The organism is Thioclava sp. (assembly GCF_048263065.1).
Lineage (GTDB): Bacteria > Pseudomonadota > Alphaproteobacteria > Rhodobacterales > Rhodobacteraceae > Thioclava.
Genome location: NZ_JBLXEM010000002.1, coordinates 276606 through 289559 on the forward strand (window position 1 = coordinate 276606; position 12954 = coordinate 289559).

Here is a 12954-nt window from a genome sequence, read left to right on the forward strand (position 1 = left end):
AAAGCGCCTCCATTCGGGGGCGCTTTTGTGTTGTGTGAACTGAAGAAACAAGCGGCGCTGCTGGCCAGCGGGGCTATGGTTCGCTAACCTGACAGGGCAAAGCAGGGGGGCATATGTCGCGCGTATTTACCGGGCCGGATGGGCAAGATCGTTGTTTCTGGTGTGAGGGCTGGGCGCCCTATATCAGCTATCACGACGATGAGTGGGGTTATCCAGTCAGCGACGATATCCGGCTGTTTGAAAAGCTGTGTCTTGAGGGGTTTCAGGCGGGGTTGAGCTGGCGCACGATCCTTGCCAAGCGCGAGAATTTCCGCGCGGCCTTTGACGGGTTCGATTTCAACACCGTCGCGCGCTACACCGAGGCGGAGGTGCTGCGTCTGCTCGGGGATGCGGGCATCGTGCGCCATCGCGGCAAGATCGAAGCGGTGATCAACAATGCGGCGCGCGCGCAAGACGTGGTGGCGCGCGAAGGTTCGCTTGCCAAATGGATCTGGTCTTTCGCACCCGATCACTCCGAACATGCACCGGGCGATGTGCCCCCCAAGACACCTGCCTCAGAGGCGCTGTCCAAGGCGTTGCGCAAGGATGGTTGGAAATTTGTTGGTCCGACAACCGTTTACGCCTTTATGCAGGCGATGGGGATGGTCAATGACCACATGCCGGGGTGTGGTCATCACGCGCGGGCAGAGGCTGCCCGCGCGGTATTCATTCGCCCTTAGGCCGCGTTGGTGCGGCGCGGACGGCGGCGTTTGCCCTGACCGTTTGCGCCTGCGGGGGCGCCATGGTTGGCTTTGGGCGCGCCGAATTTCTGGCCGCCGCCATTGCCACCATTGCCGCGACGTCCGCCGCTGGCTTTACCCGCCGATTTGCCGCGCTGGTTGCGCGTCGAGGGGCGGTTGACCGCGTTGGGACGCTCGCCCGAAGCCGTCGGGATCTCGATCTTCATCAGCTTTTCGATCTGCACCAACAGGTCCACATCTTCGGGCGTGCAGAACGACATCGCCTCACCCTCACGACCCGCACGCGCGGTGCGCCCGATCCGGTGAACATAGGCGTCAGGCACCTCGGGCAGGTCGAAGTTGATTACGTAAGACACGCCGGGAATGTCGATCCCGCGGGCTGCCACATCGGTGGCCACCAGCACATTGATCGAGCCATCGCGGAACGCCTTGATCGCGCGATCGCGCTGACCTTGCGATTTGTTGCCATGGATCGAAGCGGCGTTATAGCCATCAGCGACCAGCCCCTTCATCAGCTTTTCCGCGCCATGTTTGGTGCGTGAAAATACCAGCGTCAGCGCTTTGAGATCAGCCGACAGAATGTCGCGCAGCTTGTTGCCTTTCGCGGCCTTGCCATCAAGGTAATGGACCGATTGCGTGACCTTGTCGGCAGCTTTGCCGGGCGGGGTGACTTGCACGCGCTCGGGGTTGACCAGATAGGCGCGCGAGAGTTCATCCATTTGCTTGGGCATCGTGGCCGAAAATAGCATGGTCTGGCGCGGCGTGCCCAGTTTCGGCGCAATCCGGCGCAGCGCGTGGATAAAGCCCATATCCAGCATCTGGTCGGCCTCATCCAGCACCAGATAGCGCACGGTCGACAGATCCACCGCGCGGCGATCCATCAAATCGATCAGGCGGCCGGGGGTTGCGACCAGAATGTCATTGCCGCGATGCATCAGCCCGATCTGGCGGTTGATCGACTGGCCGCCCACGACGGTTGCAACTTTGACCTTGGAGCCATCAGTTAGCTTTTTGAGGTGGTCTGCGATCTGGTTGACCAGTTCGCGGGTGGGGGCAAGGATCAGCGCCTTGACTGTTTTCGGAGCGGGCTTGCCGGGGTCTGCCAGCAGTTGGTCGATCAGCGGCAGGCCGAAGGCCAGCGTTTTGCCAGTGCCGGTTTGGGCCAGACCCATCACGTCGCGCCCAGCCAGAGCGAGCGGGATCGCGCGCTGTTGAATCGGGGTGGGGTGGGTGAGGCCAGCGCGGGTGAGGGCTTCGATCAGGGTCGGCGCAAGGCCGAGAGAGGTAAAGTCGGACAAAATAATTCCTTTGGCGCGAACCGGTATGGCGCGCGCAATGTGCTGCACGTTCCGATCTAGCGGGAGGCGGGCAACAGGGTTGGTGACGCGCGGCGCGTTTTGCCGTTTGCCTTGAGAACCCTGCGTGATGGGGAACGGAAGTTTGGCGGTTGCTGATGCGCCTTAAGGGAGGGGCGCAGGCTTACTCACGCGGCAGCGCAGCAACCATTGACGTCCAAATGGGGGAGTTTGAACACAAAGTCAAGCCCCTGCGCGGTATCGCGCAAAGATCGGGCCCGCGCGGTATCGCGTGAAAGCGGATACCGCGCGGAGGCGGATCAAGCAGCGTCCAGCGCGGCGATTATCGCGCCGAAATCAGCGGCCTTGAGCGAGGCCCCTCCCACCAGCGCGCCATCGACATTGGAGACCGCGAAAATCTCGGTGGCATTGGAGGGTTTGACCGAGCCGCCATACAGCAGCCGCATTCCGTCGCCCTCAGAACCAAAACGTTTCACCAAGGCGTTGCGCATGAAATCATGCACTTCCGCAATCTGCTCCAGCGTCGGCGTGCGCCCAGTGCCAATCGCCCAGACCGGTTCGTAGGCAACGACGGTATTGGCGGCAGTCGCATGATCGGGCAGCGAGCCTTTGAGCTGGTTGCCAATGATCGTCAGGGTTTCACCGCCGTCGCGCTGGCTTTCGGTCTCGCCAACGCAGATCACGGCGATCAAACCGCCCTCAATCGCGGCCTCGGCCTTGGCGCGCACCATCACATCGCTTTCGTGGTGATCAGCGCGGCGTTCCGAATGGCCGACAATCGCGTGGCTACCCCCGGCATCGGCAATCATCGCCGCCGAGATATCGCCGGTATGCGCGCCCGTGCTGTTCATGTGGCAATCCTGCGCGCCCACATCCAGACTTGCACCCGCCACCTGCGCCATCGCGGCAATCAACGTCGCGGGCGGGCAGAGCAGCACGTCACAAAGCGGCGAGGGATGTGCGGCGACCAAAGCCTCAACCTCGGCCAGATCCGCCTTCAGCCCGTTCATTTTCCAATTGCCAGCGGCCAGTTTCGTGCGCATGCGCTCTCTCCCTCAATGATTGTGCGGGCAGATTAGGGCAGGGCGCGGGGCAGCGCAAAGGGCAAAAACGCGCAGCCTTACGCCTTGGCGTCTGCAGCGTCCATATCGGCGAATTTGATTGACTCGCCGCAGCCGCAGGCATCGACCACATTGGGATTGCGAAACTTGAAACCGCTTTCGAGTAGCCCGGTTTCGTAATCAATCTCGGTGCCCAGCATGAACATCTGCGCCATCGGGGCGATCAATACGCGCGCGGGACCGTTTTCCACGACGATATCCATCGGGCCGGCCTCGGCGGCGATTTCCATCGTATATTCCATGCCTGCGCAGCCGCCTTTTTTGACGCCGATGCGAAAACCAGCCGCGTCTTCGCGCGCCATCAGCTTGGCGATCTGCGCGACGGCTGCGTCGGTCATGGTCACAGGGTCTTGTCCGGGGACGTTAAACATGGCGGCTCTCCTTATCTGTCAAATCTAGTTCGCGGGCGGCAGAATTCCAAGGGGGGCAAGGTGAGTCATCAACGCAAGCGTGGCATAAGATCCCGCGAGCGCCCAGCCAAACGAGGCCAGCGTGCCGATGATCACATATTCGCTTTTGGGATTTGCGCCGTCTTTCGAGATTGCCTCAAAGCGCAGGATCGACTTGGCGGCGATCAGAAAGCCGATAGCGCCGGGCTGACCGGCCAGCACCAGTAGAAAGATTACGCCGCGTTCAAGCTGGCCAATCAGGCGACCGCCTTCGGGGAGCCCCTCGGGCGGGGCGTTGTCATCGAAACGTGCCATCAGCAGACCCACCGCAAAACCGCCCGCGCGGATCGTCACAATCGCGCCTGCGATCAGCGCCAGCGTGCCGGGCAGCCAGCTTTGCCCCGCCCAAAGCGCGTTGGCAAACAGGCTAGGGAAGGCGGCGGCAATTGCGGCGGTGGCGATCAGATGCGCGCCTTGATCCGCGACAAACGCCATCAGTGCGCGGTTTTTGGGGGCAAAGGTTTTGGCGATGTCGATCAGGAGGTGGCTCAGCCCGACAAGGATCAGGGCCAGCAGAAAAGCGCCAGAGAGTTGCAGCAGCATCAAGGCGCTCAGGCCCAGCAAGATCGCTAGATGAGCGGCCAGTGTAGGCATATGACGGCGCGCTTTGCCTGCGACCATCTCGTTGCTTTGCAAGACAAAATCGGCCAGAATATGGGCGCAGATCAGGGCGGTGAAGGTTTCGATCATGCGCGCTCCTCGATCATCTGCAACGCCTCAAGGATCGCCTCATAGCCCGCGCCTTGCAAGGCCTGAGCCAGCGATTGGCGGGTGATTGCAATTTCGGCGGCGGCTGCGGTCTGGGTGGGCGGATCAAGGCGCAGCATCGGCACCATGGCGCGCGCCTGCGCCTGCGTCCAGCCCTGCGAGATGTGGTCAAACAGGCGCAGCGCCGCGCCGAGCGCACCGCCCCCCGCATAGGCGATGCGCGGCCCTTCAAGCGTATCAAGCAACTGCCCCGAGGCGGTGAAAACCGGGCCGTGCGCGGCGTTCAGATCGTCCCCCGCAGGCAAGCTGCCCGCGCCTTGGGCAATCGCGATGCGGGTCGAAAGCTGGGGGCCAAGCGCGCGCAGATGGGCGCGGATCATCAGCGGAAGGCGAGCCTGAAAACGTGGCATCCCCAGTGCGATCTGCCAGCCATCGCCGCGGTTGCGCGCAAACCGGGTTGCGCCAATGGCTGGGCTTAGATCGGCGCTGGCCTGTTTCACAGCGTCAAGCGCCCCGTCCAGCGCGTGGCTAGAGAGGCGAGACGAGGCGACGAGGTCACCGGTGAGGACGCTTATCTGACTCATATGCAGGTTATAAAGCCTGCATATTGCACAATGCAAGTATTTTTGCCTGCAAAATGCAAAATGCAGGCTATAAAGCCTGCATTTCGTGCCGTATCAGCGCTATCTTAGGCCAGCGCGGGGTAATCGGTGTAGCCCTCGGCCCCGCCACCATACAGATGATCGCCATCGAGCGGGTTCAGATCGGCACCCGCCTTAAAGCGCTGCGGCAGGTCGGGATTGGCGATGAACAAGCGCCCGAAGGCCACCGCCGCAGCCCCATCGGCCAGCGCCGCCTCGGCCATCTCGTGGCTATAGCCGTTATTGGCGATATAGGGCGCGGTAATGCGGGTGCGCAGGGCCTCAATCGCGCCCTCGGGGTAGTCGCGCGGACCGCCCGTTTGTCCCTCGATCAGATGGACAAAGGCCAGATCCTGCGTGTTCAGGAAATCGACCACAGCGGCAAATAATTCGGGCGTATCGCTGGAAATCCCGACGTTATTCGCATTCGACCACGGCGATAGGCGGATGCCCACGCGTCCCGGTCCCCACACGCCAATGACCGTTTCAACCACCTCGCGCAGGAACCGCGTGCGGTTCTCGATTGATCCACCATAGCTGTCGGTGCGCGTATTTGACGTATCGCGCAGGAACTGGTCGATCAGATAGCCGTTGGCTGCGTGAATCTCGACCCCGTCAAAGCCAGCGCGCTTAGCGCATTCCGCCGCGTTGCGATAATCTTCAAGCGTGGCGACGATTTCCGCAACCGTAAGCGCGTGTGGCACAGGCGTTTCGACAAACCCGGTGCCATCAAAGGTTTTCGCCCCCGCTGCAATAGCCGAGGGCGCAACCGGATCGCGCCCATCCAGCAGTTGGGGCACGGAAATCCGCCCGACATGCCAGATCTGCGCGACGATCTTGCCGCCCTCTGCATGCACCGCATCGGTGACCTTGCGCCAGCCAGCAACCTGTTCGTCGTTATAAATGCCAGGCGTCCAGGCATAGCCCTGACCCATCGGCGAGATTTGCGTGCCCTCGGAAATGATCAGCCCGGCAGTGGCACGCTGGCGGTAATACTGCACCGTCAGATCGGTGGGCACGAGGTCAGGGGCGCGGTTGCGCGTCAGCGGGGCCATGACGAAACGGTTGGCAATCTCGATCTGGCCAAGCGTGGTCGGGGTGAAAAGCATATCAGTCATAAAGCGCCTTTGTCTTTGCGTGGGGAGGTCTCTCTTGCCCCATCGACATGGGGTGCGCAGCACATGCGGCAAGGGCGGCCCCTGCGCGAGAGGGCTGTGCAAAAATGCAAAGGGCGGCACGGGAACACATCCCGCCCGCCCGTTTCGCGCCCTCGCAGGCGTTAAATTCTTGGCTGCTTACATAAAGCCCAGCTCAAGACGCGCCTCATCCGACATCATGTCCATGCCCCATTGCGGATCAAAGGTCATCTCGACATCGACATCGCGCAAGCCCCCGACAGAAGCGACCGCATCTTGCACCCAGCCGGGCATCTCACCGGCCACCGGACAGCCCGGCGCGGTCAGCGTCATGATCAGCTTGGCGTCGTTTTCGGGGCTGATCTCGATCGTGTAAATCAAGCCTAGATCATAGATATTGACCGGAATTTCCGGGTCATACACGGTGCGACACGCATCGACCACTTGCTCGTAAAGCGGATGATCGGTGCTTGAGGGCTTGATCAGCGGCGTACCCTCAAGGGGCTCTTGGGAATTTGCGGTCATGGCGTCTCTCTCGCGGCTCGCGGATATCTCGACTGTTTATATAGGGATTATATGGCCGGGGTAAAGAGATCGCGCGCCCACTTGACCAACGGGGCGCTTCACGCCAAACCGCTTGGATGTTGCCCGAAGAAAAACTTGCCCAAATTCTTGCCCGTTTCGAATTTCTCGAAGCGCAACTGTCTACGGGTGCCGATCCGGCCAAAATCGCCCAAATCAGCCGGGAATATTCCGAGTTGAAACCCGTTGTCGCCCAGATTGAGGCGTGGCAGCAGGCGCGCGCCGATCTGGCCGAGGTCGAGGGTTGGCTAGATGATCCCGAGATGAAGGATCTCGCCGAGGAAGAGATGCCCCAGCTCAAAGCGCGCATCCCAGAAATGGAGCAGGCGTTGCGCTTGGCGCTGTTGCCCAAAGATGCTGCCGATGCCCGCCCGGCCATTTTGGAAATCCGCCCCGGAACGGGGGGCGAAGAGGCCGCGCTGTTTGCCGCAGACCTGCTGCGGATGTATCAGAAATACGCCGAGAAACACGGCTGGCGCTTTGAGCTAATGGAGCTGACCCAGACCGAACTCGGCGGCATCAAAGAGGCGGTCGCGCGCATCGAGGGCGCGGGTGTCTTCGCGCGGCTCAAGTTCGAATCGGGTGTGCATCGCGTGCAGCGCGTGCCCGAAACCGAGGCCGGCGGGCGCATCCACACCTCGGCGGCGACCGTGGCCGTTCTGCCAGAAGCCGAAGACGTTGATATCGACATTCCCGCAGGCGACATTCGCATCGACACGATGCGTGCCTCGGGGGCGGGTGGGCAGCACGTCAACACAACCGACTCGGCGGTGCGGATCACCCATATCCCCAGCGGAATCGTGGTCACCAGTTCGGAAAAATCCCAGCACCAGAACCGCGCCAATGCGATGGCCGTGCTGCGTGCGCGCCTTTACGAGGCCGAGCGCGAGCGCGCCGATAGCGAACGCGCCGAAAGCCGCAAATCGCAGGTCGGTTCGGGGGATCGCTCGGAACGCATCCGTACCTATAACTTCCCGCAAGGGCGGCTGACCGATCACCGCATCAACCTCACGATCTACGCGCTGGCGCAGGCGATGGAGGGTGATCTGGACGAGGTGCTGGACGCGCTGATCGCTGATGATCAGGCCGCCAAGCTGGCGGAGATGGAGGGGTGAAGGCGCAAGAAGCGTTGGTCGTGGCCACCCGTCAGTTGACGCAGGCCGGGATTGCGGGGGCTGCGGGCGACGCGCGTCGGTTGCTGGCCCATGCTTTGGGAATTGCGCCGGATCGCCTGACCTTGGCGCTGCAAGATCTGATGCCCGAGGGCGCGCAAACGCGTCTGGACGCGGCAATTGCTGCGCGCGCCGCCCACCAGCCGGTCGCTCAGATTACCGGTAAACGGCTATTCTGGGGGGCGGAGTTTCGTGTCACCCGCGACACGCTCGACCCACGCCCGGAAACTGAAATTCTGGTGCAGGCCGCTCTGGAACAGCCCTTCGTGAGTCTGCTTGATCTGGGGACGGGCACAGGTTGCATCCTGATTTCGTTACTGAAATCCATGCCCTTCGCGCGCGCAACTGGCACCGATATCTCGGCAGCCGCGCTGGAGGTTGCGCGCGAAAATGCAGACGTCTTGGGGGTGTCGAAACGTGCAGGATTTGTCACCTCTGACTGGTTTGCCTCGGTCAACGGGCGCTTTGATCTGATCGTATCCAACCCGCCCTATATTGCCGCCGCTGAGATGGCGGCCCTCAGCCCCGATGTGCGCAACTGGGAGCCGCCCGGCGCGCTTAGCCCCGGCGGTGATGGGCTTGATGCCTACCGCGCCATTTCGCGCGGCGCGGACGCACGGTTGATGGCAGGCGGGCGGATCTTGCTGGAAATCGGCCCGACACAAGGCGCTGCGGTGCATGATTTGCTAGCCGCGCAGGGGTTTGCCAAAATCGCCATCCTTCGCGATCTGGACGGGCGAGATCGCGTGGTCAGCGCCCGTAAACCGACAGAGTCGTCAAGCTGCGCGTTGTCTTGAAATACCAAGTGAGACCGCGCGCCTAACGCTATTTGTTGCCGATTTTACCCGGAATTCTTTAAAATTCCAGACAAATAGCCGCAGAAATACATTTATAGGCTTGAAACCGCGCCCCACGCATGTTTACTCAATCTTGTGTTTGGTGGAGCGTTTCTCCCCTCGCACGGCTCAGCTTCACACTGCGGGTCTCGGATCAAAAGCAGGCTTTCCGCTTGCGCCTGACCCGGCCATCCCGCGCGGCACGCGCCCCGTTTCGGGGCCTGACCCCGAAAATGCGCCCTCGTGGCGCCATAAGCCAAAAGAAAACCATGAGATCTTCCAAATCCCGTTCGCGCAACAAGTCGAACCGTCAACGCTCTGTGGGCAATGTCATCAACCGGGTCTTTGACAGCTCCGGTCCCGAGGGCAAGGTGCGCGGCACTCCGCAGCAGATTATCGACAAATATCTGATGCTTGCGCGCGATGCCCAACTATCCAATGACCGCGTGGCCGAGCAGAACTTTCTGCAACACGCCGAGCATTACACACGGATGCTAGGCGAGGCGCAGCGCGAACAAGCCCGCGAGCAAGAGGCGCGCAACCAGCAGCGCCAGCAGAACCAGAACACGCAGGGCGATGGCCAGAACAATGGCCAGAATGCTGGTTCGGATAACAACCAGAATAACAACCAGAATGCGCCCCAGCCGTCGTCGCAAAACAACAATCCTGCCGACTCTGGGCGCTCTGACTCTGCGCGCTCTGACTCGGGCCAGCGCGACACCCGCAGCTCTGACAACAACCGCCGGTCGGATCGTGCCTCAAAAGATGAGGGCAGCGCCATGATGCCGCCGATGCCCGCACCCGATGAAACGGAGTCTGCACTGGTCGACACGCCCGAAAGCCGCGCGGGTAGCGACGCCGCTCCGGCGGCCGAAAAGCCAGAAAAAGCCGAAAAGCCCAAACGCCCGCGCGCGCCGCGCAAACCGCGCCAACCCAAGGCCGAACCCGCCGCCGCGCCCGAGACCCCTTCAGAGTAGCCGGCTTGAGCCAAGCAATAAAAGACCCGCGTCTCAGCGCGGGTCTTTTGCGTTCTGCACGATTGAGATCGACTTAATTGGCGGCTTTCACGATTCGGGCCAAGCGACAAAACTGCTCGATCGAGACCTGCTCGGCGCGCTCAGTTGGTTTAATTCCGGCTTCTTCCAACTTGGCCTCAATATCAGGCGCGACCGATTTCAGCGAGGCGCGCAGCATCTTGCGCCGTTGATTAAAGCCCGCCGCCACGACCCGGCTTAAGGTGGCTGGGTCTGCGGGAAACAGCGGCTCGGGCAGGGCGCGTAAATGCACCACGGCGGAATGAACCTTGGGGGCCGGGGTGAACGCCTCGGGCGGCAGGCTCATCACGATGCGGGCCTGCGCGCGCCATTGCGCCAAGATCGCGAGCCGCCCGTAATGTTTGTCGCCGGGTTGGGCGACGATGCGCTCGGCCACCTCGCGCTGAAACATCAAGGTCAGGCTTTCCCAGAAGGGCGGCCAGCTTGGCGGCGTCAGCCAGCGCACCAACAGTTCGGTGCCGACATTATAGGGCAAGTTCGCCGCAACCTTGATCGGCGGTGTCAAATGCGCCATCGGGTTAATCGCAAGCGCATCACCTTGGATGACCTCAAGACGGCCGGGATAGGCCGCCGCGATTTCGGCCAAAGCGGGCAGGCAGCGCGGGTCTTTCTCAATCGCCAGAACCTTGCGCGCGCCTTCCGCCAGCAATCCGCGCGTCAGCCCGCCGGGGCCGGGACCGACCTCCAGCACATCCGCGCCTGACAAATCGCCCGCCGCGCGTGCGATCTTGGCCGTCAGATTGAGATCAAGCAAAAAGTTCTGACCCAAACTTTTCTTGGCCACCAGATCATGTGCGCGCAACACCTCGCGCAGCGGCGGCAAACCATCGAGCGCGACCATCAGAAACCCCTCATTTCATCTGGCCATAAATACTCCCCGCGGAGCGTCCGGCGCAAAACCCAGATGCCTCCGGCGGGAGTATTTAGAGCCAGATGAAAGCCCATCACATCACGCCTCACGCGCCGCACCCATGCGCGCAGCCATCTCAAGCGCGGCAATCAGCGAAGCGGAGTTGGCGCGGCCCTGACCGGCAATGTCATAGGCGGTGCCGTGATCGGGCGAGGTGCGTACGAAAGGCAGGCCCAGCGTCACATTCACGCCGCCGTCGAAATCGAGCGTCTTGATCGGAATCAGGGCTTGATCGTGATAGGCGCAGATGACGGCGTCATAGCTTTGGCGCGCGCGGGCGTGAAACAGCGTATCGGCGGGCAGCGGGCCCGACAGCGCGTAGCCCTCGGCACGCAGGCTGGCGATTTCATCAATCATCCAGTCCAGCTCGTCATGGCCCATTGCGCCGCCTTCGCCTGCATGCGGGTTCAGACCGGCGACCGCAATGCGTGGGGTGTCAAAGCCGAAATCGCGGCGCAGACCTTGCGCAGTGATGCGCACTGTGTCGCGCAGAAGTTGTGGTGTGAACGCGCTTGGCACATCAGCCAGCGCGATATGGATCGTTGCGGGTACCACGCGCAGCGGCGGCGTCGCATTTGACGACGCCAGCATCATCACCACACGTTCAACACCGGCGAGATGGGCGAGAAATTCGGTATGGCCGGGAAAGGCAAAGCCCGCCCCGTCATGCAGCGCTTTCTTGTGAATGGGCGCGGTACACAGCGCCGAGCCTTGCCCACGCATTACCAGATCCACCCCGCGCGCGATCACGTCGATCACTGCGCGCGCGTTGGCTGGATCGGGCTTGCCCGGCTCGGCGGCGGCGGGGAAGGGATGAGGCAGCACCGGTAGACCTGCGCCGGCATGGGTGATCGCCTCACTCGGGTGGGCGATCTCGCGGATTTTTGTGCCGCGCGGAAGGTGCGAGGGGTCGCCAATCCACACGAAGGGCAGGCGCGCGCCGAAATGCTCCCAAGCGCGCGCAGCCAGTTCTGGGCCAATGCCTGATGGGTCACCGCAGCTTAGGATTACCGGGCGGTCAAGGGCGCGCGAACTCATTTGCGCACGATCACCGCATCGGCCTCAAGATCGGCCAGAAAGCCATCGGCATAGGCGGCGAGTGCGTTGTTTTCCAACTGTGCGCGGACCTGATCGCGGGTTGGCGCGACTTCGTCTTTACCGGGCACGCTTTGACGATCACATAGCATCACCAGCGTATCCGAGCCGCCGCGCGACAGCACGCGGGTTTCGCCGACATCCATCTGCGCCAAGGATAAGCCAATATCAGTGGGCACCTGCGCTTGCGCCACGCTGTCATGCGCGATCAACGCGCTTGCAGGCAGTCCTTTGGCGATGGTGTACAGCTCATTGCAGCGACGTGCATCAGCCGCAACCTTGGCGGACAGGCTGGCGGCTTGGGCACTGCCAGTCGCACCAAGATTGAAGGTCATATAGCTTAGCGTTTGCGGCCCGCTGGGCGCGCCACCATCGCCAATCGCGCGCAGCATGAACACGGCCACAGCCCCTTTGAGGGTGATCGGCCCCGTCGCCGTTCCCGGCTTGAGCGCAAGGATGGCCGTGCGCAGTTGCGGTGGCAGATTGGTGATCGGCATCCAGTCAAGGCGACCGCCGCGCGCGCGCGATTGCGTGGCCGAGTATTTGCGTGCCAGCGCGGCAAACGCCGCTTCGCCCTTGGCGGCCGAAAGCTGGCGCGCCTGACCCATCGCGTTGCGCTCATTTCCCGGCGGGGCCGGGATGATCGCCTCGGAGATCAGCACTTTCACTCCTTTGCCAGTTTGCGATTCCGGCATCATCGCGCGGTCAATCGCGGCGCTATTGATGTTCACTTTCGGGCCAAAACGCGCGCGCACCTGTTCGCGCCACAACATGCCAGCACGGACGAATTCTTTGAAGATCGCGGGATCGACCCCGTTTTTCTGAAGCTCTTCGACAAATTTTTCGGTGCTCAGATTGGCGCGTCCGGCAAACTCGGCCATGCCTTTTTGCAGGGCGGCCTCATCCAGCTTCATGCCGAGCTGGTGCGAGGACGAAACCCGCAATCGGTCTTGGATCAGGGCTTCTTCGGCCTCTTCCCGCGTAGTGCCAGCCGCGTTGAGCAATTGCATGAAGCGCATGCGCTGGTTGATCTCGTAATCGGTGATGCCAAGGCCGTTGACGGTGACCACCGGGGCAAAGCTGCCCCCTGATTGTGCCATGCCGGGCTGTGCGCCAAACGCCAGCATTATCGCGAGCGTCAAAAGGGTGAGCAATCGGGTCATCATCGTCATGGCGTGCCTGTATCCGTTCAT

Annotated in this window: 14 protein-coding genes; 4 read left to right on the forward strand and 10 right to left on the reverse strand. The window is 62.1% G+C overall.

Features of this window, described 5'->3' with window-relative positions:
• Positions 1-113: 113 nt before the first annotated feature.
• A complete protein-coding gene (locus tag ACN0SD_RS04485) occupies positions 114-719 on the forward strand; it encodes a DNA-3-methyladenine glycosylase I (protein WP_417807022.1) in 606 nt (201 codons plus the stop codon).
• Here the strand turns inward: ACN0SD_RS04485 and ACN0SD_RS04490 are convergent.
• The 7 genes from ACN0SD_RS04490 to ACN0SD_RS04520 form a co-directional block, all read right to left on the reverse strand.
• Positions 716-2038: a DEAD/DEAH box helicase gene (locus ACN0SD_RS04490; RefSeq protein ID WP_417807023.1), complete on the reverse strand. Its 1323-nt coding sequence runs from the start codon at positions 2036-2038 to the stop codon at positions 716-718. The genes ACN0SD_RS04485 and ACN0SD_RS04490 overlap by 4 nt on opposite strands.
• Positions 2039-2355: 317 nt before the next feature.
• Positions 2356-3099 (reverse strand): triose-phosphate isomerase, encoded by a 744-nt coding sequence (gene tpiA / locus ACN0SD_RS04495; protein ID WP_417807024.1) that lies wholly within the window; start codon positions 3097-3099, stop codon positions 2356-2358.
• A 77-nt stretch (positions 3100-3176) separates the two neighbouring features.
• Positions 3177-3548, reverse strand: a complete 372-nt coding sequence (locus tag ACN0SD_RS04500; RefSeq protein ID WP_417807025.1) for a HesB/IscA family protein — start codon at positions 3546-3548, stop codon at positions 3177-3179.
• A gap of 24 nt (positions 3549-3572) precedes the next feature.
• Positions 3573-4316: a DUF3307 domain-containing protein gene (locus tag ACN0SD_RS04505; protein WP_417807026.1), complete on the reverse strand. Its 744-nt coding sequence runs from the start codon at positions 4314-4316 to the stop codon at positions 3573-3575.
• Positions 4313-4918, reverse strand: coding sequence for a MarR family transcriptional regulator (locus tag ACN0SD_RS04510; protein WP_417807027.1), 606 nt, complete (start codon positions 4916-4918; stop codon positions 4313-4315). The genes ACN0SD_RS04505 and ACN0SD_RS04510 overlap by 4 nt, the downstream gene beginning before the upstream one ends.
• A gap of 104 nt (positions 4919-5022) precedes the next feature.
• A complete protein-coding gene (locus tag ACN0SD_RS04515) occupies positions 5023-6093 on the reverse strand; it encodes an alkene reductase (protein WP_417807028.1) in 1071 nt (356 codons plus the stop codon).
• A gap of 177 nt (positions 6094-6270) precedes the next feature.
• On the reverse strand, positions 6271-6636 hold the full coding sequence (locus ACN0SD_RS04520; RefSeq protein ID WP_417807029.1) for an SUF system Fe-S cluster assembly protein: 366 nt from the start codon (positions 6634-6636) through the stop codon (positions 6271-6273).
• A 116-nt stretch (positions 6637-6752) separates the two neighbouring features.
• Between ACN0SD_RS04520 and prfA the strand changes: the two genes are divergently transcribed.
• The 3 genes from prfA (at position 6753) to ACN0SD_RS04535 (ending at position 9678) form a co-directional block, all read left to right on the forward strand.
• Positions 6753-7808: a peptide chain release factor 1 gene (gene prfA / locus ACN0SD_RS04525; protein ID WP_417807030.1), complete on the forward strand. Its 1056-nt coding sequence runs from the start codon at positions 6753-6755 to the stop codon at positions 7806-7808.
• Positions 7805-8662 (forward strand): peptide chain release factor N(5)-glutamine methyltransferase, encoded by an 858-nt coding sequence (gene prmC / locus ACN0SD_RS04530; RefSeq protein ID WP_417807031.1) that lies wholly within the window; start codon positions 7805-7807, stop codon positions 8660-8662. The genes prfA and prmC overlap by 4 nt, the downstream gene beginning before the upstream one ends.
• Before the next feature lie 308 nt (positions 8663-8970).
• Positions 8971-9678 carry a DUF4167 domain-containing protein gene (locus ACN0SD_RS04535; RefSeq protein ID WP_417807032.1) on the forward strand — a complete coding sequence of 236 codons (708 nt, stop codon included), beginning with the start codon at positions 8971-8973 and terminating at the stop codon, positions 9676-9678.
• Between the two features lie 73 nt (positions 9679-9751).
• On the opposite strand, the gene rsmA is transcribed toward ACN0SD_RS04535, so the two are convergent.
• The 3 genes from rsmA to ACN0SD_RS04550 all read right to left on the reverse strand — a co-directional run bounded on the left by rsmA (position 9752) and on the right by ACN0SD_RS04550 (position 12954).
• Positions 9752-10597 (reverse strand): 16S rRNA (adenine(1518)-N(6)/adenine(1519)-N(6))-dimethyltransferase RsmA, encoded by an 846-nt coding sequence (gene rsmA / locus ACN0SD_RS04540; RefSeq protein ID WP_417807033.1) that lies wholly within the window; start codon positions 10595-10597, stop codon positions 9752-9754.
• Between the two features lie 108 nt (positions 10598-10705).
• Positions 10706-11704, reverse strand: a complete 999-nt coding sequence (gene pdxA, locus ACN0SD_RS04545; RefSeq protein ID WP_417807034.1) for a 4-hydroxythreonine-4-phosphate dehydrogenase PdxA — start codon at positions 11702-11704, stop codon at positions 10706-10708.
• Complete coding sequence (locus ACN0SD_RS04550) at positions 11701-12954, reverse strand: peptidylprolyl isomerase (protein WP_417807035.1); 1254 nt, start codon at positions 12952-12954, stop codon at positions 11701-11703. Before ACN0SD_RS04550 ends, pdxA begins: the two co-directional genes overlap by 4 nt.